The organism is Streptomyces sp. NPDC002853 (genome assembly GCF_053591915.1).
Map to the genome: position 1 here is coordinate 229587 of NZ_JBSFUS010000004.1, position 21126 is coordinate 250712.

Sequence of the window (21126 nt, forward strand, 5' to 3'; positions counted from 1 at the left end):
CCCCCATGTTCCAGAGGTTCAGCTTCCATGCCCGCATTCAACCGTCGACGCTTCCTCCAGGCCGCGGGTGGCACCGCCGGCGTCGCGGCTCTGTCCGCCAGCATCATGCGCGCCCTCGACATCCCCGCCGCCACCCGGTCGGGATCGATCGACGACGTCGACCACATCGTGGTCCTCATGCAGGAGAACCGCTCCTTCGACCACTACTTCGGCACGCTGGGCGGCGTCCGGGGATTCGGCGACCCCCGCCCGCTGCTCCTGGAGAGCGGAAAGCCGGTATGGCACCAGTCCGGTGGCGGCGAGGAAGTCCTGCCCTACCACCCCGAGGCCGACGACCTGGGAATGCAGTTCATCGCCGGGCTGAGCCATGACTGGGAAACCGGCCATCAGGCGTGGAACAAGGGCAAGTACGACGACTGGATCTCAGCCAAGACCCCCGGCACGATGGCCCACCTGACCAGGGACGACATACCGTTCCACTACGCGCTGGCGGACGCCTTCACGGTCTGCGACGCCTACCACTCCTCCTTCATCGGCGCGACCGACCCCAACCGCTACTACCTCTACTCCGGGCACACCGGAAATGACGGCAAGGGCGGCGGACCGGTCCTCGGGAACGAAGAAGTCGGCTACGACTGGACCACCTATCCCGAGCGCCTGGAAAAGGCCGGGGTGTCCTGGAAGATCTACCAGGACACCGGCGACGGACTCACCGAGGACGGACTGTGGGGCGTCCTGGAGGACGCCTACCGCGGAAACTACGGCGACAACTCACTGATGTTCTTCAACAAGTACCGGAACTCCAAGCCCGGGGACCCTCTTTACGAAAAGGCCCGCAAGGGAACGAACATCAAGGAGAGCGGCCACCTTCTCGACGACCTCCGCGCGGACGTCACGTCCGGGAAACTCCCGCAGATATCCTGGATCGCGGCTCCGGAAGCGTTCAGCGAGCACCCCAACTGGCCCGCGAATTACGGCGCTTGGTACATCTCGCAGGTCCTGGACGCCCTGACGTCCGACCCCGAGGTGTGGGGCAGGACGGCCCTGTTCATCACCTACGACGAGAACGACGGCTACTTCGACCACGTGCCACCGCCCTACCCTCCGGCCGACTCCTCCTGGGGCGCGTCCACCGTCGACACCGAGCTCGACTTCTTCCCCGGCGACAGCGAGTACAGCGCGGGCCCTTACGGGCTGGGCATACGGGTCCCCACCCTCGTGGTCTCCCCGTGGTCCACCGGCGGCTACGTCTGTTCCGAGGTCTTCGACCACACCTCCGTCATCCGGTTCATGGAACGCCGCTTCGGCGTGCGCGAGCCGCACATCTCCCCCTGGCGCCGGGCCATCTGCGGCGACCTCACCTCGGCCTTCGACTTCGGCCTCAAGCACACCGGGCGCGCGGACCTGCCGAGCACCGACGGCTACGCACCGCCGGACCAGGAACGGCACGACAGCTACACCCCCTCGCCGCCCGCTTCCTCCGCCCTGCCCAAGCAGGAGAAGGGCACGCGGCCCACCCGGCCCCTGCCCTACACGCCGCTGGTCACCGCGGCCGTGCAGCCCTCCGACGGCACCATCGAGCTCACCTTCGCACCGGGCGAGGAAACCGGCGCCTGCTTCCTCGTCACCTCGGGCAACCGCGACGACGGGCCCTGGACCTACACCGCCGCGGCAGGAAAGAAGATCTCCGACACCTGGAGCACGGGCCCTTCCGGCGGGACGTACGAGCTGAGCGTGCACGGCCCCAACGGCTACCTGCGGACGTACGAGGGAACCGCCGCCACCCCGAGCCCGGAGATCACCTGCCGCCATGACCGGGAGACCGGGCGCGTGAGGCTCACCGTCACCAACCCTGCCAAGGCCGCCTGCCGCCTGACCATCACCAACGCCTACGGCGGCAAGAGCACCGAACTGACCGTCGCGGCAGGTGGCAGGCAGTCCCGTTCGGTCGACCTCGGCCACAGCAAACGCTGGTACGACCTGCGTGTCCGGTCCGACAGCGACAGCGCCTACCTGCGCAGGTTCGCCGGGCACGTGGAGACGGGCAAGCCCGGCACCAGCGACCCGGCGCTGCGCACCGGCTGACCGCCGCCCCCGGGAGCGGGCTAGGCCCCGCCCACCTCCTCGTCGCTGCCCGGCCTGACGCGTACGTGCATGCGCTCCCCCTGGGCCCCGTACAGGGCGAGGAACTCGACGGGGATGTCACCGGCGTTGGCGAAGCCGTGCGGGGTGCGGGTGTCGAACTCGGCGGCTTCGCCCGCGGTCAGCACCAGGTCGTGCTCGCCCAGGGCGAGCAGCAGCCGCCCGGAGAGGACGTACACCCATTCGTAGCCCTCGTGCATGCCCTGCTCGGGACGTGTGCTCTGCCGGGTGCCGCTTCTGGGGACCGGCATGACCTGCTTGTAGGCGTGCATTCCGCCGAGGTAGCGGGTGAGGGGGACCCAGGTGTTGCCGTGGCGCGTGAACGGCCGCGGGTGGATGCGCGGGTCACCGGTCTGCGGCGCGCCGACCAGCTCGTCCAGCGGTACGCCGTACGCCTTGGCCAGCGGCAGCAGGAGCTTCAGGGTGGGCTCCCGCTGCCCGGCCTCGAGGCGCGAGAGCGTGCTCAGGGAGATCCCCGTCTCCTCGCTCAGCCGGGCCAGGGTGGCGCCCCGCGCCTTCCGCAGCGCCCGCAGGCGCGGCCCGACGGCGGTGAGCACATCCGTGAGTTGGGCGTCGTCGCTCATCCCCTCATTTGCCGGGGCGGCAAATAGCTTTGTCAAGCTGCCCATGCCGCGCGCAGGGTTGCCGCAGAGCAGAAGGAGCCCCGCATGAGCGACCACACCACCGACCACGCCGACACCGCCCGCACCGACGGCGCCGGCACCCCACCCGCCGCGGATTCAGCCGCGGCGTTCTGGGACGAGCGCTACAACCAGGGCGGCCGCCTGTGGAGCGGCGAGCCCAATGCCGCACTCGTCCGCGAGACCGAGGGTCTCGCCCCCGGCAGCGCCCTGGACCTGGGCTGCGGAGAGGGCGGCGACGCGATCTGGCTGGCACGGCAGGGCTGGCGCGTCACCGCCACCGACATCTCCCGCGTCGCCCTCGGCCGTGCCGTCGAGCACGCGGCCCGGGCCCAGGTCGCCGACCGCGTCGACTGGCTCCACCACGACCTGGGCGTCACCTTCCCGGCCGGCAGCTACGACCTGGTCTCCGCCCAGTTCCTGCACTCCCTCCACGAGATGCCGCGCGAGCAGATCCTGCGCGCCGCCGCCGAGGCCGTCACCGAGGGCGGCACCCTCCTGATCGTCGGGCACATGGGCTTCCCCGCCTGGGAGACCGCATCGCATCCGGATGTGGACTTCCCCAGCCCCCATAAGGTCCTGGCCGCGCTCGACCTGCCGGCCGCGCAGTGGGACGTACTCGTGTGCGACACCCATGAGCACTCCCTGACGGCCCCCGACGGAACGCCCTCCACGCGGACCAACTACACCGTCAAGCTGCGGCGGCGCCGGTCCGACGGGTGACGATCACCCCGCCGACGTGCCGAAGCGGGCCGTGATCGTGTCGCCGCTCCAGCGCCGCAGCCCGGCCTTTTCCAGCACGCGGACCGAGGCCGGGTTGGTCAGCTCCACATCGGCGTACACGGTGTGCACGCCCGGTGCGGTCAGGGCGTACGCCGTGAGGGCTCGGGTGGCCTCGGAGGCGTAGCCCAGGCCGCGGCGCGAGGCGACGATGCCGTAGCCGATCTCGAGGGCGCCGGCGGTCGGCGGCCAGAACAGCCCGATGGCTCCGACCACCAGGCCGGTCGTCCGCTCGATGACCTGACGTTGCCCGTACGGGCTCAGGGCGTCCGGCCGGTCCGCGATGAATCCGGCGATCACCCGGCCCTCGTCGGCGGGGAAGTCCTCGGCCCAGTGCGCCAGGCGGCGGTCGCCGAGGACGGCGGTGACCTCGTCGGCGGGCCAGGGCCGCAGCACGAGGCGCTCGGTGGTCACGTCCGTACCGGACGTCGGGAACGAAGACGAAGAGAAAGAAGAAGACACGCGATACTCCTGGTCGTTTCAGACGACCGGGCCGCTCGACACCCTCACGCGGCCCGGACAAGGGCATGCTGATGAAGCGTCTGGCGGGCCATATTCATCAGCCTCCCTCGTCGCAGGTGCTCGCGTCGTTCGCGCGTCGGTCGAGTGTAGGACAGGGGGTCTACCCGTGTTTGGGCAGGCGCACGGTCAGTGTCACCTTGCTGCCGCCGGGGCCCGCCGAGATCGTGAGCTCGTCGGTCAGCAGGCCCGCGAGCCACAGACCCCGCCCGCTCGGGTGCCCGTCCAGGCCGGGAGCCAGCTCGGGGATGACGTCGGCGCTGAATCCGGGGCCCATGTCGTGGATGTGGCAGGCCAGATGGCCGTTGCTGCGTTGCAGGATCAGCGTGCCGCCGCCGCCCGCGTGCTCGACCGCGTTGACCGCCACCGCGTCCAGGGCCACGATGAAATCGCTGCGCCGCGGTTCGGTCAGCCCCTGGTGGTCGGCGTACTGGTCCACGAGCATGCGCAGCCGGGGCAGATCGTCCTGGGTGAAGTGCGATTCCAGGAGGGTGACGGGGGGGACCTCGCGTGGGTCCGGCGTGCTCGTCATCAGCGGTCCACCTCGCTGATCACCATGTGGGGCACCTGGTCGGCCCCCGCTCGGCGCAGTATGCGTGCCGGTGTCGGCGGGCAGATGACCTGGACCGGGCCCCGCGGGTGTTCCAGGACCAGCCGCAACAGGTCCACGGCACAGGCGACGCCGAGGAACACGAGTCCGGTCAGGTCCACGATGAGCGGCCGGCGGGAGTCCGTGCCGCCCCTGAGCCCCTGGCGCACGGCGGCGATGAACTCCTCCCGGGTGGCGAGGTCCGCCTCGCCGACCAACCGCACAAGGCCGTCCGCCTGTTCCGCGTGCAGAGCGCCCAGGCGGGGCAGCAGCCGACAGGGGTGCGCCTCATGCATCGCCGTCAGGACGTCGGGGTCGAACCAGCGGCGGTCGTAGGCGCAGATCTCGGTGTAGGGGCGCTCGGTGAACAGATGCTGGGCGTGCGATTCGCGGTGCATCATCACCTCGACGTCGGCGCCCAGGTGCCCCACCCAGTGCATGTCGATATAGGTGCGCAGCCCGCTGTAGCCCTCGGCCAAGGCCCGGTCGGTCTCCTCTGTGATGCGCTCCCACTGCCGGCGGGGAGTGAAGGCGTCCTGGGGGTGGATGAGGGCGCGCATGCTGCTGAGCACCAGCTGCCCGTGGTCCCGGGCGGATCCCAGCAGGGCACCGGGGGCGTCGAGTTGCGCCCACACCTGCTCGTCGTCCATGTGCGGAGCGGCGAAGACCATCACCTTCTCCCGCTTGACCAGACCCGCCCACGCGAAGGCGGACACCACGTCGCGGCCCGCCTCGTCGTCCTCGTAGCTGACGAACGCGTGGTCGCCCGCCCGTAGATGCTGGACCGGGATCGTTCCGACCGACGCCGAAGCGGCATCCGCCATCTCTCACCTCCGGGGCCGAGACGGCCCGACGGGGACAACTGCGGCCCACACGCTAGCGGCCCGTACCTCACGGCGGAGTATTCCCGCGGCCGCCGACAGGTAGCTGACGAGGCGGACCCTCTTGGCGATCGGGAATGCGCCTGAACGATCCCCTGGGGGCGGGTTCTGATCGCGGGATGCCGTCATGCTTGTGCGGGCTGTTGACGGCAACGGACGGGAACGCGGATGCGGATGTTGATGCGGGGTCAGGATGCCGCGAGGGCCCGGTCGACGAGTGTGCGCGCGTAAGCGGCGTCCAGCCGACTGGGGCGGAAGAGGATGCGGTACATCATCGGCGCCACGACCTGGTCGATGACCCGCTCCGTGTCCGGGGCGGCCTCGCCCCTCTCCGCCGCGCGCGCCAGGACGGTGTCGATCTGTTCGGCGGCGTAGGCGGAGCACTGCCCGGCGTTGCTCCCGTCCGGGTCGCCGAGAAGGGCGTCCCTGATGTACGCGCGACCGGGCGGGGAGGCCATCTCGTCGAGGAACTGCTCGGCCCACGCGCCGAGGTCCGCCCGCAGGGCGCCGAGGTCGGCCGGGGGCGCCTCGGGGCGCAGGTGCTCCACCGCGACGTCGGACAGGAGTTCCTGCAGGTCGCCCCACCGGCGGTAGACCGTCGACGGCGTCACCCCGGCGCGCGCCGCGACGAGGGGGACGGTCAGCGCCTCGCGCCCCAGTTCGGCCTGCAGCTCGCGGACCGCCGCGTGGACTGACTCCTGGACACGGGCGCTGCGCCCTCCGGGCCGAACCATGGGCTTGGGACTCATGACTCCACCCTAACCCCTTAATGCGAATTCGTTGCTTCTAGCCGGGTCCACGGCTCACGCCACGACGGGGTCCTGCCGTCCCGCCCGGACACCGGTGGTGGCCCCGGAGCCGGCCACCTCGTAGGCGCGCCCGACCCGCAGTACGGTCGCCTCGTCGTACGGGCGTCCCATCAACTGCATGCCGATCGGCAGGCCCGCGCGGTCCCGGCCCACGGGCAGCGTCAGCGCCGGCACCCCCGTGATGTTGGCGGGCGCGGAGAGACGGACGTAGCTGTCGGAGACGGCTTCGGCCGTGCCGTCCGCCCACTCCACGCTCTCCTGACCGGCCTTGGCTGCCGTCATCGGCACCGCCGGAGCCGCGATCACGTCGACGCGGCCGAGCATCCGCGTCCAGGCCTCGCACATCAGGGCCCGTGCGCGCTGGGCCCGGAGGTAGTCACCGGCGGACACGAGTTCGCCCGCCTCCAGCAGCACGCGGACCTCCGCCGTGTACAGATCAGGCACCGAGCGAAGCGTCCGCTCGTGGTTCGCGGTCGCCTCGGGGACCATCAGGCCCCACTGGGTGGCCTGGATGTACCGCGCCAGCGGGATCTCGACCTCGACGAGCTCGGCCCCGAGCTCCTGAAGCCGCCCGATGGCCTGGCGCACGCTTTCCTCGACCTCCGGGCTGATCCGCTCGAAGTAGTAGTTGCGGGGCACTCCCACCCGCAGCCCCGTCAGGTCGCCCTCCGGGAAGGCATCGACTCCCGGGGCAGAGAAGGCAGCGGGGGCAGAGGAGTCCCGCCCCGTCAAGGCGGCGAGCACGAGCGCGGCGTCCCGCACCGTGCGGGTAAGGGGGCCCACATGGTCCAGGGACCAGGACAGGGAGGTGACGCCCTGACGGGAGACCAGGCCGTACGTCGGCTTGAGGCCGACCACGCCGTTCAGTGCCGCGGGTACGCGGATCGAGCCGCCGGTGTCGGTGCCCAGCGCGAAGGTGGCCTCCCCCGCCGCGACGGCGACGGCCGAGCCCCCGCTCGATCCGCCCGCGACGTGGCCCTGGTCCCAGGCGTTGCTCGTCTGCGGGGTGGTCAGGCCGTAGGCGAACTCGTGGGTGTGGGTCTTTCCCAGCAAGACCGCGCCGGCCTCGGACAGACGCGCGGCGACAACACTGTCGCGTGCGGCGACATGACCCGCCCTGACGCGCGAACTCGCCGTGGTGGGCATGCCCTTGGCGTCGATCAGGTCCTTCAGACCCATGGGGATGCCGTGCAGCGGACCGCGCGACTCCCCCCTGGCGATCTCACGCTCGGCCCGGGTCGCCGCCGCCCGGGCGGAGTCCGCCGCGACGGTGACGTATGCCTGGAGGCGTTCCTCCACGGCCCCGATGCGATCGAGGACCGAATCGGTGAGTTCCACCGGCGAGAGTTCTCCCGCGGTCATGGCGTGGGAGGCATCCGCCAGGGTCAGCTCAAACGGCTGCATCGGTGCCCTCCTGCCCTGCCGTGAAGGAGATCGCGGGCGGCGTGTCGCCGAAGTCCAGTTCGCGCAGCGTGGCGATGACGGACTGGATGTGCGTGGCGGTCGCCGCCACCACCTCGTGACGGTCGCTTCCCAGTGGAAGTCCCGCTCGGAGCGCGCCCCGGGCGGCCTCCTCGGGGGTGAATTCGGCGGTCTTCATGTGCGGCCTCTCGTCTCGTGGCGCTGCGCTGGGGCGACGGCCCACCCGGCGGACTCAAAAGCAAACGGTTTGCTTTAACGAGACGATAGGACCTACGCTGCGTTAACGCAAACCCGTTGCTTTTAGCTTCGGGGCCGCCGCCAGGCCGACCAAAGGATCACCGCATGGCCACGACCGCCGCACACCACGCCACCTCCGGTCCCCTCCCCGGCGCCCCGGCCTGGACGGTCGGAGACCTCACCGTCCACCGCGTCGACGAGGTACCCCTCCCCGCACAGACAGGCCCGTGGCTGCTGCCGGGGGCAACCCCGGAAATCGTCGCCCGGTCCCCCTGGCTGCGACCCGACTTCACGGACGCGCAAAGCGTCCTGCGGCTGGCGAGCCACAGCTTCGCCATCGAGGCCGACGGGCTGCGTGTGCTCGTGGACACCGGCATCGGCAACGGCAAACAGCGGGCCAACCCCGCCTGGGACAACCTGAACAGCGACTACCTCACGCGCCTGACGCAGGCCGGTTTCACCCCCGAAACGGTGGATCTCGTCGTCCTCACCCATCTGCACACCGACCACGTCGGCTGGAACACCCGCGCTGAAGGCGCCCGTTGGGTGCCCACTTTCCCCAACGCCCGCTACCTCACGGCCCGCTCCGAATGGGACCACTGGGCAGGCGTCGAGATGGACGAGCCCCGGCGCCAGATGTTCCGGGACTCCGTGCATCCCATCAAGGAGGCCGGCCTGCTCGACCTCGTCGACGTCCCCACCGGGGGCATCGACATCGCCCCGGGTGTGCGCCTGCGCCCCACCCCGGGTCACACCCCGGGCCAGGTGGCGGTGGAACTGCGCAGCCGCGGCGAGAGCGCGCTCATCACCGGCGACTGCATCCACCACCCCGTCCAGCTGGTCCGCCCCGACCTGGGCAGCTGCGTCGACATCGACCCTGCGGCAGCGGCAAGGACCCGCCACCAGCTCCTGAGCGAACTTGCAGGCACCTCAACTCTCGTGCTGGGCAGCCACTTCCCGCCCCCCACGGCAGGCCACCTGATCACCGACGGCGACTCCTACCGGCTCGTGCCTGCCTCCTAGAGGGGCGGGTAGCGGACTCCCGCGTCAGGGCCTTGGGTCAACCCCGTTCGAAGACGGCGACAGTGCGGGCGGGGACACTGAACGTTCCTGAACCGCGCTCGTACGAGGCCGACTTGACCACCGGGTCGGCACCCTGTGCCTGGATGGGGTGCAGCCCGTACGCGGCGCCCTCAAAGCCCGCCACTCGCTGCTCCTGTGCCTGCGGGGTCGCGTTGAAGACGACCACGAGGTTCCCGAGCTCCATGGTGATGACGCCGGGCGTCTCGGCGGATGTGCCCGAGAGCGGGAACGAGAGCCGTGACTGGACCTGGTCGGCCGTGGCCAGGGAGAACGCGGGCTCGGTCGCGCGCAGCTTCACCAGGTCCTGATAGGCGGCCGAGGTTCCGTTGATCTCGGCACAGCCCGGGGTCAGCTTCGCGGACGTCAACAGGGGCTTCCCGTACGGCCACTTGTCCTTGTTGTCGGCGGCCGGGGGCAGGCCGCGTCCGAAGCCGTTGCCGTCCTCGCAGTTCCAGTGCAGGGCGTTGAACCAGTCGCCGCTGTCGTAGGAATTGCGGTCAAGGGACTTCGAGCGCAGCAGGTCGCTGCCGGCCTGGGACAAGGAAGGGCCCTGGGCCAGGGTCGAGGTCGCCATCGCGAGCACCTGCATGCGGGAGCGCTCGGCGGCCGTGGTGTCCGCGGGCAGCTTGAAGGCGAGGGCGTCGTAGAGGGATTCGTTGTCGTGCGCGTCGGAGTAGGACAGCGCGTCACCGGGAGCAGCCGCGTATCCGGCCGATGCGCCGTTGTAGTCGACCTCGGAGCCCTTGACCCGCTTTCCGGCGGAGTCGGTGAACGTGTAGGCGGCGAGGTTGCCGGTCAGGGCCACCTTGAGCAGGTCCTGATAGTGCAGGAGGCGGGCCTTCTGCTCGGCGGGTGTGCCGTTCGCCTTGGAGGCGTTGGGATCGGTGAACAGGCCGCTGGCGAAGCCCTGGACGCCGGGGTCCTCGTCGAAGGGGCCGCCGCCGCGCAGCGCGTCGCGGCCGCGGTCGGAGAAGGTGGCGATGCCCGTGCCCGCCATGTTCTTCTGCGTGGCCTGCACGAAGCGGGCGTCGTCGGCGATCTCGCCGAAGTTCCAGCCCTCTCCGTACAGGACGATCTTCTTCCCGTCGACGCCGTCCTTCTTGAGGGTCAGCGCGTCGAGGGCCTTGCGCACGGCCAGGATGTTGGCCTTGGGGTGGTGGCCCATCAGGTCGAAGCGGAAACCGTCGACCTTGTACTCCTTGGCCCAGGTGACCAGCGAGTCGACGACGAGCTTGCCCATCATGGCGTTCTCGGGCGCGGTGTTGGCACAGCAGGTGGAGGTGGCCACCGAGCCGTCCGCCATCAGCCGCTGGTAGTAGCCCGGCACGATCTTGTCGAGGACCGACTTGTCGGCCTGTCCGCTCGCCACGGTGTGGTTGTAGACGACGTCCATCACGGTCCGCAGGCCGGATGCGTTGAGGCCCTGGACCATCTGCCGGAACTCGACCGTGCGCCGGGTCCCGGCCGGATCGCTCGCGTAGCTGCCCTCCGGCACCGTGTAGTGCAGGGGGTCATAGCCCCAGTTGTAGGCGTCCTTGGCGGCGGTCTTGGTCACGCAGGCCTGCTGCTCCTCGGAGTCCGGGGCGAAGGCCGTCAGGTCGCAGTCGGGTGTCGTCTGGTCGGCCTCGCGCTCGGGGATGGTGCCGAGGTCGAAGGCGGGCAACAAATGGACGTAGGAGGTGCCGGCCTTGGCCAGCTTGCGCAGGTGCTTCATGCCGTCGGACTTGGTGTCGGTGAAGGCCAGGTACTTGCCGGGGTGGCGCGCCGTGCTGTCCTCGACGGAGAAGTCACGGATGTGCAGCTCTTGTATCTGCGCGTCGCGCAGGGGCTCGGCCTTCGGTTTCCTCAGCTGCTGCCAGCCCTTGGGGGCGAGGCTCGGTTCGTCGAGGTCGACGGCGATGCTGCGTCGCGAGTCGGCCGTGAGCGCCGTGGAGTAGGGGTCGGTGACCTTGTTGGTGACCACCTTCTGGACGCTGGGCGCCCACACCTTCACGACGTACCGGTAGTGCTTGCCTCTCCAGCTTCTCGTGCCGGCGACGGACCACACGCCGCTGGCGTCGTCGCGCCGCATCGCCACGCGCTTGCCGTCGAGTTCGAGGCTCACGGACTGAGCGGTGGGGGCCCACAGAGCGAGCGTGGGGCGCCCGTCGCGAAACTGCGGGCCGAGGGCGGCCTTGGTGGCGGCGGCGCTGTAGAGGTCGTCGAGGATGCCCTGCGTCTGGACTCCGGTGGCGGTCAGCAGGGTGCCGTCGGCGCTGCTGCGGGTGGCGACGAGTTGGCCGGTGAGGGCATGGCGGATGCGGTCGCGGTCGCGCGGGTCGACGGTGAAGGCGGCGTAGCTCTTCAGGTGCGGGTACTTCTTGCGCTGGGCATCGGTGAGGCCGCCCTCGGCCGGGGTGAGGCGGATCCGCTGTCCCTCGCCGGTGAGTTCGCCGTCCTTGACGGCGAGCTTCCCGTCGCGGGCGTACACCAACTCCTGTGATGCGGCGTTGCCTTGGACCTCCCAGGCGAGGGTGTTCTTGTCGATCCACTGGGCCCGGGAGGCGGACAGGTCGAGTGCGGCGGGCGCGTCGGCGGCGGCCGATGCCCGGGGTGCCGCGACGGCCGAGGGCGTCAGGGGCGCGACCGCGGCGAGCAGGGCGAGGGCCGTGGTGACGAGGGTGCGGCGGGGGGAGCCGGTCAAGGGGAACTTCTCCTTGTGCGTTGCGGGGGTGCGGAAAGTGAGGTGCCGGGGGCAGGGATCAGCCCCTCCGGCGTTCGAGAAGCGGGGTCCCGGGGGCGGAGCCCCGGGTCGGGGTGGGCCGCCCGGCGGCGGGGAAGCACATGCCGGGCGGCCCACCTTGGGGGTACGACGGTCAGGCGGCGCTCAGCAGCTCCTGGCCCCGGTGTGCAGGGCGAGGGCGGTGTTCGGCGCCAGGGTGGCGGTGAACTGGCCCGAGCCGTTGACGGTGACGCTCCTGCCGCTCTGGATGTCGCAGTAGCCGCCCGCGGCGAGGGATGTCTGGAAGGTTCTGCTGACCGAGGAGCCCTCGTGGTTGATGGCCACGTACGCCTTGTCGCCGCGGCCGAACGCGATGGCGTCGTTGCCGTTGTCCCACCAGTTGGTCATGCCGGTCCCACGGGCGGTGTTGCGGAACTTGACCATGCTCTTGATCTCGGGCCAGGCGTGCTGGCACTTCCAGCCGTCGCTGTAGCAGGCTTTGACCTGGCCGCCGTTGGGTGATCCGGCGTCGTTGCTGCTGAACTCGTAGCCGGAGTGCACGTCCGGTGAGCCGTAGGGCAGGGCCAGCATGAAGACGTGCGCGAGCGTGTAGTTGGCGCCGTCCTTGTAGTTGAGGGTCTGGCCGTGGCGTTCGGTGTCGTGGTTGGCGACGAAGACGGCGGCCGAACCACTGGGCATATAGCCCCAGCCCTCGCCGAAGTTCTTCAGGTAGGCGAGCTTCTCGTTGTTGAAGACCCGCTTCAGGTCCCAGCCGTAGCGGAACTCCTGGGCGTCACCGGTGGCGGTGTACTCGCTCGGCGAGACCGCCTCGCCGGCCCCGTAGATGGTCTCCTGCTTCAGGTAGGCGCCGGGGTTGCTGAGCCGGGACTTGATGTTCTTCAGGTCGTCCAGGGGGATGTGCTTGGCCGCGTCGACCCGGAAGCCGTCGACGCCCAGGGACAGCAGGTCGTTCAGGTAGGCCGCGACCCGGCCCCGGACGTAGTCCTCACCGGTGTCGAGGTCGGCGAGACCGCCCAGTTCGCAGTTCTGGACGTTCCAGCGGTCCTGGTAGTTGCTGATGTCCGCGCGGCAGTTGTCCATGTCGGCGCCCGAATACGTGCCCGGGTAGTCGTACTTGGTGAAGGAGGACCCTGCCGAGCCGGTGCCGTTGGCGTTGGTCATGTGGTTGATCACCGCGTCGGCGACGACCTTGACCCCGGCCTTGTGGCAGGTGTCGACCATGTTCTTGAACGCGGCCCGGTCGCCGAGCCGGGTGCCGATCTTGTAGCTGACGGGCTGGTAGGCGGCCCACCACGCCTCGCCCTGGATGCGCTCCTGGGGCGGGGAGACCTGGACGTAGCCGTAGCCGTCGGGGCCGAGCTGCTGGGTGCACGCCTTGGCCACCGAGGCGAACTTCCACTCGAAGAGCACGGCGGTGACGTCCTTGCCCCCGGGCGGGGCGGCCTGCGCCTGCGGCGCTCCGGCGACGATGCTGCCCGCAGCTCCCGCGACCAGGGCGACAGCGGCGGCGATGGGTCTGCGGACTCTGGACTTCCGGCCAGCCATGAGGGCCTCCTGCATGAGTGAGGTGTGACCTTGTCCGGCAACGCGCCGTGCCCGTAAGGTTGTTGAAGGATGTTGCAGAAACATTTCAACGCCGTTTTCGGTCGAGACCGTACGACCCTCAAGAACCCCGGTCAACCCTCCGCGCACACTCCGGCGCCAGATGCGAGATCCCGGGAGTTCACGCGCCGCAAAACCTTTCGCAAGACATTGCGACGGTGCTACGTTCAACCACGACTCCGGTCCGGACGGCCGGGGGACCCGGTCAACGGGCCCCACGCGCCCGGCCGTCCGGACCGGAGTCGTGGGACGGAGAGGCCCCGGCGCCACGTCATCACCCCGCTGCCCCGACCGGGGCCGGCACCGGGGGCCTCCCTCTCAGCGCCTCGACCGCCTCAGCGCCGCGCCTGCGCCGTCGAGCCGCGCACCACGAGCTCGGGCTGAAAGACGAACTCCGTGTGCTGTACGGGGTTGCCGTGCAGCTCCTCGAGCAGCGCGCCCACCGCGGCGCTCGCCATCGCCTGCACCGGCTGGCGCACCGTGGTGAGCGGCGGGTCCGTGAAGGCGATCAGGGGCGAGTCGTCGAAGCCGACCACGGAGACGTCCCCGGGCACCGAGAGGCCGCGCTCACGCGCCGCCCGGACGGCCCCGAGCGCCATCATGTCGCTGCCGCAGACAATCGCCGTGCACCCCTGGTCCAGCAGGACGCTGGCCGCCGCGTGCCCGCCCTCGACCGTGAACAGCGTGCGCTGCACGAGCTGTTCGGCCTCCCCCTGGTCCAGGCCGAGCAGCGCGTGCAGCGCCGCGGTGAACCCCTCCGCCTTGCGCAGCGAGGGGACGTAGCGGGTCGGGCCGATGGCAAGCCCGATCCGCCGGTGGCCCAGGTCGACGAGGTGACGCACCGCCATCCGCGCGGCCGCGCGGTCGTCGGGTGAGACGAAGGACACCGGGATGTGCTCGTTGTAGCCGTTGATCAAGACGAACGGCACGCCGCGGGCGTGCAGTTCGAGGTACCGGGTGGGATCGGCCGTGGTGTCGGCGTGCAGCCCGGACAGAAAGACGATGCCGCTGACCCGGCGCTCCTCCAGCTGCTCGACCAGCTCGTCCTCACTGGCCCCGTCCGGCATCTGCGTGCACAGCATCGGCGTGTAGCCGTGCCCGGACAGGACCTGTTCGACGACCTGCGCGAAGGCGGGGAAGATCGGGTTGCTGAGCTCGGGGATGACCAGTCCGACCAGACCTGCGCTGTGCCGCTTGAGCCGCATCGGCCGCTCGTAGCCAAGGACGTCCAGGGCGGCCGGCACCCGGCGCCGGGTGCCGGCGGCCACCCCTGGCCTGCCGTTGAGCACCCGGCTCGCGGTGGCCTCGCTGACGCCGGACTGGGCCGCGATGTCCGCGAGGCGCGGGACGCCCCGGTCCGACCGGTCTCCCCCGTCCCCCCGGTCGGCGGGCCGCGGCAGGGAAAGGGTCACACCGCCCACCAGACGGTGGTGTCGGCGGGCAGCTCGACCTTGCCGTCCGCCGTCTCCACCTCGGCGTTGGCAAGCAGGATCCGGCCGGGAGCCGGAATCCGCACCGCTTCGCCGGTGGTGTTGGCCGTGCACACGAAGCCCTCACGCCGGAAGGCGAGCACTCCCTCGGGGGCGTCGAGCCACTCCAGCGAGTCGCCGGCGCCGAGCCCCGGCAGCTCACGGCGCACGGCGAGCGCCCTGCGGTACAGCTCCAGGGTGGACGCGGGGTCGCCGGTCTGCGCCTCGACGCTGAGCTCGCCCCAGCCTTCGGGCTGCGGCAGCCAGCTGCCGCCCGTGCCGAAGCCGTGGCTGGAGCCGTCCACGGTCCACGGGATGGGCACCCGGCAGCCGTCGCGGAACCCGTCCTGGCCGCTCGCGCGGACGAAGGAGGGGTCCTGGCGCACCTCGTCCGGCAGCTCGGTGACGTCGGGAAGGCCCAGTTCCTCGCCCTGGTAGACGTAGGCGGAGCCGGGCAGTGCCAGCATCAGGAGCGAGGCCGCGCGGGCACGGCGCAGGCCGAGCTCGCGGTCGCCCGCGGTCCTCAGCTGCGTGCCGAGCCCCGGCGGGTTGGCGAACCGCGTGGCGTGCCGGGTGACGTCGTGGTTGGAGAGGACCCAGGTGGCCGGGGCGCCGACGGGGCGCATCGCGGCCAGCGACACGTCGATGACCTCGCGCAGCTCCGCGGCGTCCCAATGGGTGCCCAGATACTGGAAGTTGAAGGCCTGGTGCATCTCGTCCGGGCGCACATAGGCGGCCGCGCGCTCGACGGTGGGGGTCCACGCCTCGGCGACAAGGATGCGCTCGCCCGCGTACTCGGTGAGGACCTTGCGCCAGCTGCGGTAGATCTCGTGCACGCCGTCCTGGTCGAAGAACGGCATGACATCGTTGCCCAGCAGCTTCAGCTGGTCGCTGCGGCCGATGTCGGGCAGCCCCTCGGCCTTGACCAGACCGTGGGCGACGTCCACGCGGAAGCCGTCGACCCCCATGTCGAGCCAGAAGCGCAGGATCGAACGGAACTCGTCGTGGACGGCGGGGTGTTCCCAGTTGAAGTCGGGCTGCTCGGGGGCGAATAGGTGGAGGTACCACTCGCCGTCCGGTGTCCTCGTCCAGGCGGGGCCGCCGAAGACGGACTCCCAGTCGTTGGGCGGGAGTTCACCGTTCTCGCCCTTGCCCGGCCGGAAGTGGTAGCGCTCGCGCAGCGGGGAGCCGGGGCCCTCGCGCAGGGCGCGCCGGAACCAGTCGTGCCGGTCGGACGAGTGGTTGGGCACCAGGTCGACGATGACTCGCAGGCCCAGGCCGTGGGCGTCCCGCAGCAGGGCGTCGGCGTCCAGGAGGCTGCCGAACATCGGGTCGATCGCGCGGTAGTCGGCGACGTCGTAACCGGCGTCGGCCTGCGGCGACGAGTAGAAGGGGCTGAGCCAGACGGCGTCGACGCCGAGGTCCCTGAGGTAGGGCAGGCGGGCACGGATGCCGTCGAGGTCACCCATTCCGTCACCGTTGCCGTCGGCGAAGCTGCGCGGGTAGACCTGGTAGATCACCGCGCCACGCCACCAGTCCGTGTGGGTGCCGGAGGCGGGGGCTGCAGGGGCAGCGAGATGCTGGGTCATGTCTTCCCTGAGATCGAGAGGTCGAGTGCGAGGGGGGTGTGCGTCGTGTCAGGACTTCGTCGCGCCGGCCGTGAGACCGCCGACGAGGTGGCGCTGTACGAAGCCGAAGATCACCGCGGCGGGCACGGCGACGATCACGGCGGCGGCCGTCAACGAGCCCCAGTCGCTGGTGTACTGGTTGACGAAGGTCTGCAGGCCGCCCGCCAGGGTGAGGTTCTCCTCGCCGGTCATGAAGGCGGAGGCGTAGGCGACCTCGGCCCAGCCGGTGATGAAGCTGTAGAAGCCGGTGACGGCGAGACCGGGCTTGGCCAGCGGCACGATGAGCCGCCAGAACGTGCCGAACGGATTGAGTCCGTCCACCCGGCCGGCCTCGTCGATCTCCACCGGGATGGTGTCGAAGTACCCCTTCATCATCCAGGCGCAGAAGGGCACGGCGATCGTCAGATAGGTGACGACGAGACCGATGGGCTGGTTGAGCAGGCCGAGGCTGGCCAGGAGGTTGTAGAGCGGCACGATGAGCACCGCGACGGGGAACATCTGGGTGATCAGCAGCAGCCACATCAGCGGCCGCATGCCGGGGAACTTGAAGCGGCTGACGGCGTAGCCGGTGGTCGCCGAGATGAAGACGCCGATCACCGTGGTGAGGCCCACGACGAGCAGGGAGTTGGCGAGCCAGTTCAGGAACTCGGTGTCGTTGACGACGTGGTCGTAGTTGCGGAACGTGAAGTCCTTGACCAGATCGGTGGAGAACGCCTCGCTGGTCGGCTTGAACGAGGTGATGAGCAGCCACAGCGGCGGAAGGATCGCGGTGGCGGAGGCGATCAGGAGGCCCACGTGGAGCGCGACCGAGGCCAGCGGCCCGCGCTCGCCGCGCTCCCTGACCTTCTTGGGCCGGCTCGCGGACGAGGCGGACGGGGACGACGAGGTCTTCGGATCGGTCATGGTGGTCACCACACTTCTCCCTGCTTGCGGAGCGCGCGGCGGTAGACGACCGCGAAGAGCGAAAGGAGCAGCAGAATGATGACGCCCCAGGCCGCGGATCCCGCGAAGTCACGCGGACTCACGACGAACGAGAGCCGGTAGGCGTACGTCACCAGGATCTCGGTGGCATCTCCCGGACCGCCCCGGGTGAGCAGGAAGATCACCGGGAACATGTTGAACGTCCAGATGCCGCTGATCAGGATCACGGTGCTGCTGACGGTGCGCAGGCCCGGCAGGGTGATGTGCCTGAAGCGCTGCCAGGCGTTCGCGCCGTCCATCTCCGCGGCCTCGTAGAGCTCACCGGGGATCGACTGGAGTCCGCCGAGCATGGCGACCAGCATGAACGGGACGCCGAGCCAGACGTTGACCGTGATCACCGAGAGCTTGGCCCACGTGGGGTCGTTTAGCCACGGGATCGCGTCGATGCCGCCACCGGCGAGGATCTTGTTGAGGATGCCGTTCTTCTCGTTGAACAGCAGCCGCCAGGTGAAGACGGAGACGAAGGCCGGCACCGCCCAGGGCAGGATCAGCGCCATCCGGTAGAGGGAGCGCCCGGCCAGCTTGCGGTTGAGCATGTTCGCGAGGACCAGGCCGAGCGTGAAGGAGATCGCGACGCAGGAGACGGTCCAGATGATGGTCCAGGTCAGCCGGTCCCAGAAGACGCCGTCGGAGAGGACGGCGGTGTAGTTGTCCAGGCCGACGGACTTGTAGGTCGCCGGAATGTGGTTCATGCCGATGGTGCGCTCGACGTTCGCCTCGTTGGCGTCGGTCGTCGACAGGTACAGGCCCCGCACCAGCGGGTATCCGATGATCACGCCGATGACGGCCACCACGGGCGCGACCATGCTCCAGGCGTACCAGTGGGTGGAGAGCGACCTGCGCAGTCGCCCCGGCGTCTTGCCGGTGTTACCGGTGTCGCCGGTCCGCCGGCCGCGGCCGCGGGCGCCCTTGGCGTCCGCGGCCTTGGCGTCCGCGGCCTTGGCCAGAGACCGGCTGCTGTCAACAGCCATTTACTTGTAGTCCTTCAGCAGCTTGCGGTAGGCGTCGCCGACACCCTTCGCCCCGTTCTCGGGCGAGGTCTTGCCGCTGAGCACCTTCTCCATCTGCAGCCGGATGGGCTCGAAGAGGGCGTTGGCCTGCGGGATCCACGGCCGCTCCACGGACTTGTCCACGGCCGGCTTGAAGAACTGCACCATCTGGTTGTCCTTGACGGACTGCACGTCGTACACCGAGGTGCGGGTGGGCAGCAGGCTCAGCTTCTCGGTGGTCTGCTGCTGCACCTTGGCCGAGCTCATGTACTTGATGAACTCGTAGCTCGCGTCGAGGTTCTTGGATCCGGCGTAGGCCGCGAGGTTCCAGCCACCCTGCGGGGAGGCCTGGCGGTCGCTGCCGCCGGGCACCGGGGCGATGCCGAGGTTGCCCTTGTCGCCCTTGAACTCCTTGCCCTGCATGGCGCCTTCGATCGACCAGGGGCCGTCGAGTGCCATCGCGACGTCGCCGTCCTTGAAGGCGTTGAGCTGGTTGTTGTAGCCGTCGCTGGCGTCGGTGGTGGCGGCCTTGGAGTCGACCAGGTCCTTCATGACCTTGAAGGCCGCGGCGCCCTCGGGGTCGTCGACGGTGATCTTCTTGCTCTTGGTGTCGAGGAGGTCACCGCCCTCGCCGTACAGGTACGGGAGGTAGTAGTACGGGTCGTCGCCGCGCAGGTAGAGACCGGTCTTGCCGGACTTCGACTTGATCTTCTTGGCGGCGGTCTTCACCTCGTCGAAGGTCTTGGGGGCCTCGACGCCGGCTTCCTTGAGCATCTTCTTGTTGTAGAAGAGCGCCAGGGTGTCGATCGTCTGCGGGGCGGCGTAGGTCTTGCCCTTGAACTTGGTGCTGGCCGCGGCCTGCGGAAGGTAGTCGTCCGCCTTGTCCAGGGCGGGTGTGCCCTCCAGCGGGGCGAGGTAGCCCAGGTTGGCGAAGTCCGCGACCCAGGCGACCTCGGTGCGCATCACGTCGGGGGCGCCGGAGTTGCCGCCCGCGGCGTTCTTGAACTTGGCGTTGGCCTCGCCGAACGCGACGCTCACATAGTTGACCTTGACGCCCGGGTGGAGCTTCTCGAAGCCCTTGGCGAGCTTCTCGTAGGTCCCCTTCTCGGCGTCGTTCGAGGTGTCCCAGAAAGTGACGGTTCCGGACAGCTTGCCCGAACCCTTGTTGCCGCTGTCACCGTCATCGCCACCGCACGCTGCCACTGTCAGGGCCAGGGTCGCGACCAGTGCGGTGGCCGCTATGCCACGCCGCATGTGAACTCCTTCAACTGATCCCGGAACAAGGGGAGGCGAAACCCCCAACAGAGCTGCCTCCTACGAGCCGCACTCGACGCGGCGCCGGGTTGCCAGGGAACGTAACAGGATTGAAAAGCGCCCGAAAGACCTTGCGGGAAATTTCTGCAAGGACTGCTGATCGTTACCGCCGTGTGTCCTTACGGTTTCTCTTGCTGCGCCTGCCAGGCCCCTGAGGTGGCAGTAGTCGCCCCCACTTGGCCCCAGATGTCCCGCAAGGTCCTTGCAGAACCAGGACTTTCTGCAAGCTTTCACAACCGGTGTGCAATCCGGCGGATCACCGGTACAGTCCCCGCATGACCGCACGGCTCGTCGACATCGCAGCGCAGGCGGGGGTGAGCGAAGCCACCGTCAGCCGCGTCCTCAACGGCAAGCCCGGTGTGGCGGCGGCGACCCGCGAATCCGTCCTGGCCGCCCTGGACATGCTCGGCTTCGAACGTCCCTCGCGGCTGCGGCAGCGCAGCAGCGCCGGCCTGATCGGTCTGATCACGCCCGAGCTGGACAACCCGATCTTCCCCGCCCTCGCCCAGGTCATCGCCCAGGCCCTGACCCGCCAGGGCTACACGCCGGTCCTGGCCACCCAGACGCCCGGCGGCTCCACCGAGGACGAGCTCACCGACATGCTGGTGGACCGCGGCGTCTCCGGGATCATCTTCGTCTCGGGCCTGCACGCCGACACCACGGCCGACATGGAGCGCTACGAGGTGCTGCGCGGCAAGGGCGTGCCCTTCGTCCTCGTCAACGGCTTCTCCCCCAAGGTGCAGGGACCCTTCGTCTCCACGGACGACCGCGCCGCGGCCCGGCTCGCCGTCACGCACCTCGCCTCGCTGGGTCACACGCGTATCGGGCTCGCGGTGGGTCCCAAGCGGTTCGTGCCCGTCCTGCGCAAGATCGAGGGCTTCCAGATCGGCATGCGCGAACGCCTGGGGATGGCGCCCGCGGACTCCGAGCAGTTGATCGAGCACTCCCTCTACGCCCTGGAGGGCGGTCAGGCCGCGGCGGGCACGCTGATCGGCCGTGGCTGCACCGCGATCGTGTGCGCCAGCGACATGATGGCGCTCGGCGCCGTCCGGGCCGCCCGGGAAAGGGACCTGCGGGTGCCGCGCGACATCTCGGTGGTCGGCTACGACGACTCGCCGCTCATCGCGTTCACCGACCCCCCGCTGACCACCATCCGCCAGCCGGTCCAGGCGATGGGACAGGCCTCCGTCCGTACGCTCCTCGAAGAGGTCGGCGGAACCCCCGCCCCGCACAGCGAGTTCCTCTTCATGCCGGAGCTCGTGGTCCGCGGCTCGACCGCGTCCGGCCGGTCCGAGCAGCCCTCGGACCAGAACTGACG

General features: G+C 69.9%; 16 protein-coding genes and 2 pseudogenes. 4 read left to right on the forward strand and 14 right to left on the reverse strand.

From position 1 onward, the window contains the following. The first annotated feature begins 27 nt into the window (after window positions 1-27). A complete protein-coding gene (locus ACWD02_RS12260) occupies window positions 28-2085 on the forward strand; it encodes a phosphocholine-specific phospholipase C (RefSeq protein WP_451208109.1) in 2058 nt (685 codons plus the stop codon). A gap of 20 nt (window positions 2086-2105) precedes the next feature. On the opposite strand, the gene ACWD02_RS12265 is transcribed toward ACWD02_RS12260, so the two are convergent. After that, a complete protein-coding gene (locus ACWD02_RS12265; protein WP_451208111.1) occupies window positions 2106-2726 on the reverse strand; it encodes a helix-turn-helix domain-containing protein in 621 nt (206 codons plus the stop codon). Window positions 2727-2810: 84 nt separating this feature from the next. Between ACWD02_RS12265 and ACWD02_RS12270 the strand changes: the two genes are divergently transcribed. Further along, on the forward strand, window positions 2811-3506 hold the full coding sequence (locus tag ACWD02_RS12270) for a class I SAM-dependent methyltransferase (RefSeq protein WP_451208114.1): 696 nt from the start codon (window positions 2811-2813) through the stop codon (window positions 3504-3506). Between the two features lie 3 nt (window positions 3507-3509). Here the strand turns inward: ACWD02_RS12270 and ACWD02_RS12275 are convergent, their stop codons facing one another. The 6 genes from ACWD02_RS12275 to ACWD02_RS12300 all read right to left on the reverse strand — a co-directional run bounded on the left by ACWD02_RS12275 (window position 3510) and on the right by ACWD02_RS12300 (window position 7961). Beyond that, window positions 3510-3977, reverse strand: coding sequence for a GNAT family N-acetyltransferase (locus tag ACWD02_RS12275; RefSeq protein ID WP_451208117.1), 468 nt, complete (start codon window positions 3975-3977; stop codon window positions 3510-3512). 208 nt (window positions 3978-4185) lie between these two features. After that, window positions 4186-4614: an ATP-binding protein gene (locus tag ACWD02_RS12280; protein WP_451208120.1), complete on the reverse strand. Its 429-nt coding sequence runs from the start codon at window positions 4612-4614 to the stop codon at window positions 4186-4188. After that, window positions 4614-5495, reverse strand: coding sequence for an MEDS domain-containing protein (locus tag ACWD02_RS12285; RefSeq protein ID WP_451208123.1), 882 nt, complete (start codon window positions 5493-5495; stop codon window positions 4614-4616). Before ACWD02_RS12285 ends, ACWD02_RS12280 begins: the two co-directional genes overlap by 1 nt. Window positions 5496-5740: 245 nt before the next feature. Continuing rightward, window positions 5741-6301 carry a TetR/AcrR family transcriptional regulator gene (locus tag ACWD02_RS12290; protein WP_451208126.1) on the reverse strand — a complete coding sequence of 187 codons (561 nt, stop codon included), beginning with the start codon at window positions 6299-6301 and terminating at the stop codon, window positions 5741-5743. A gap of 54 nt (window positions 6302-6355) precedes the next feature. Further along, entirely contained in the window at window positions 6356-7765 is a 1410-nt protein-coding gene (locus ACWD02_RS12295) for an amidase (protein WP_451208130.1), read from the reverse strand. Beyond that, window positions 7752-7961, reverse strand: a complete 210-nt coding sequence (locus ACWD02_RS12300; protein WP_451208133.1) for a hypothetical protein — start codon at window positions 7959-7961, stop codon at window positions 7752-7754. The genes ACWD02_RS12295 and ACWD02_RS12300 overlap by 14 nt, the downstream gene beginning before the upstream one ends. A 164-nt stretch (window positions 7962-8125) precedes the next feature. Here ACWD02_RS12300 and ACWD02_RS12305 point away from each other — a divergent pair, with 164 nt between their 5' ends. Beyond that, window positions 8126-9043, forward strand: coding sequence for an MBL fold metallo-hydrolase (locus ACWD02_RS12305; RefSeq protein ID WP_451208136.1), 918 nt, complete (start codon window positions 8126-8128; stop codon window positions 9041-9043). 37 nt (window positions 9044-9080) lie between these two features. Here the strand turns inward: ACWD02_RS12305 and pulA are convergent. The 7 genes and pseudogenes from pulA to ACWD02_RS12340 form a co-directional block, all read right to left on the reverse strand. Next, window positions 9081-11657 (reverse strand): annotated as a pseudogene (pulA, locus tag ACWD02_RS12310) (pullulanase-type alpha-1,6-glucosidase); the annotation flags it as partial. 315 nt (window positions 11658-11972) lie between these two features. Then, window positions 11973-13370 (reverse strand): annotated as a pseudogene (locus tag ACWD02_RS12315) (alpha-amylase); the annotation flags it as partial. Between the two features lie 392 nt (window positions 13371-13762). After that, window positions 13763-14848, reverse strand: a complete 1086-nt coding sequence (locus ACWD02_RS12320) for a LacI family DNA-binding transcriptional regulator (RefSeq protein WP_451208139.1) — start codon at window positions 14846-14848, stop codon at window positions 13763-13765. After that, window positions 14836-16485 (reverse strand): glycoside hydrolase family 13 protein, encoded by a 1650-nt coding sequence (locus tag ACWD02_RS12325; RefSeq protein ID WP_451208142.1) that lies wholly within the window; start codon window positions 16483-16485, stop codon window positions 14836-14838. The genes ACWD02_RS12320 and ACWD02_RS12325 overlap by 13 nt, the downstream gene beginning before the upstream one ends. Before the next feature lie 48 nt (window positions 16486-16533). Next, the gene (locus tag ACWD02_RS12330; RefSeq protein WP_451209174.1) at window positions 16534-17427 is read right to left on the reverse strand and encodes a sugar ABC transporter permease; all 894 of its coding nucleotides are present in this window, start codon (window positions 17425-17427) and stop codon (window positions 16534-16536) included. A 5-nt stretch (window positions 17428-17432) separates the two neighbouring features. Beyond that, on the reverse strand, window positions 17433-18476 hold the full coding sequence (locus tag ACWD02_RS12335) for a carbohydrate ABC transporter permease (RefSeq protein ID WP_451208145.1): 1044 nt from the start codon (window positions 18474-18476) through the stop codon (window positions 17433-17435). Next, the gene (locus ACWD02_RS12340) at window positions 18477-19748 is read right to left on the reverse strand and encodes an extracellular solute-binding protein (RefSeq protein ID WP_451208148.1); all 1272 of its coding nucleotides are present in this window, start codon (window positions 19746-19748) and stop codon (window positions 18477-18479) included. A gap of 335 nt (window positions 19749-20083) precedes the next feature. On the opposite strand from ACWD02_RS12340, the gene ACWD02_RS12345 reads away from it, so the two are divergent. Continuing rightward, on the forward strand, window positions 20084-21124 hold the full coding sequence (locus ACWD02_RS12345; RefSeq protein ID WP_451208151.1) for a LacI family DNA-binding transcriptional regulator: 1041 nt from the start codon (window positions 20084-20086) through the stop codon (window positions 21122-21124). Window positions 21125-21126: the final 2 nt, after the last annotated feature.

What these genes read in the sequence shown, in the direction of transcription:
- ACWD02_RS12285 (WP_451208123.1), bottom strand. Translation starts at nt 5,495, where the DNA reads ATGGCGGATGCCGCTTCGGCGTCGGTCGGAACGATCCCGGTCCAGCAT.
- ACWD02_RS12295 (WP_451208130.1), bottom strand. Translation starts at nt 7,765, where the DNA reads ATGCAGCCGTTTGAGCTGACCCTGGCGGATGCCTCCCACGCCATGACC.
- ACWD02_RS12340 (WP_451208148.1), bottom strand. Translation starts at nt 19,748, where the DNA reads ATGCGGCGTGGCATAGCGGCCACCGCACTGGTCGCGACCCTGGCCCTG.
- ACWD02_RS12270 (WP_451208114.1), top strand. Translation starts at nt 2,811, where the DNA reads ATGAGCGACCACACCACCGACCACGCCGACACCGCCCGCACCGACGGC.
- ACWD02_RS12290 (WP_451208126.1), bottom strand. Translation starts at nt 6,301, where the DNA reads ATGAGTCCCAAGCCCATGGTTCGGCCCGGAGGGCGCAGCGCCCGTGTC.
- ACWD02_RS12335 (WP_451208145.1), bottom strand. Translation starts at nt 18,476, where the DNA reads ATGGCTGTTGACAGCAGCCGGTCTCTGGCCAAGGCCGCGGACGCCAAG.
- ACWD02_RS12260 (WP_451208109.1), top strand. Translation starts at nt 28, where the DNA reads ATGCCCGCATTCAACCGTCGACGCTTCCTCCAGGCCGCGGGTGGCACC.
- ACWD02_RS12305 (WP_451208136.1), top strand. Translation starts at nt 8,126, where the DNA reads ATGGCCACGACCGCCGCACACCACGCCACCTCCGGTCCCCTCCCCGGC.
- ACWD02_RS12330 (WP_451209174.1), bottom strand. Translation starts at nt 17,427, where the DNA reads ATGACCGATCCGAAGACCTCGTCGTCCCCGTCCGCCTCGTCCGCGAGC.
- ACWD02_RS12280 (WP_451208120.1), bottom strand. Translation starts at nt 4,614, where the DNA reads ATGACGAGCACGCCGGACCCACGCGAGGTCCCCCCCGTCACCCTCCTG.
- ACWD02_RS12300 (WP_451208133.1), bottom strand. Translation starts at nt 7,961, where the DNA reads ATGAAGACCGCCGAATTCACCCCCGAGGAGGCCGCCCGGGGCGCGCTC.
- ACWD02_RS12345 (WP_451208151.1), top strand. Translation starts at nt 20,084, where the DNA reads ATGACCGCACGGCTCGTCGACATCGCAGCGCAGGCGGGGGTGAGCGAA.
- ACWD02_RS12265 (WP_451208111.1), bottom strand. Translation starts at nt 2,726, where the DNA reads ATGAGCGACGACGCCCAACTCACGGATGTGCTCACCGCCGTCGGGCCG.
- ACWD02_RS12325 (WP_451208142.1), bottom strand. Translation starts at nt 16,485, where the DNA reads ATGACCCAGCATCTCGCTGCCCCTGCAGCCCCCGCCTCCGGCACCCAC.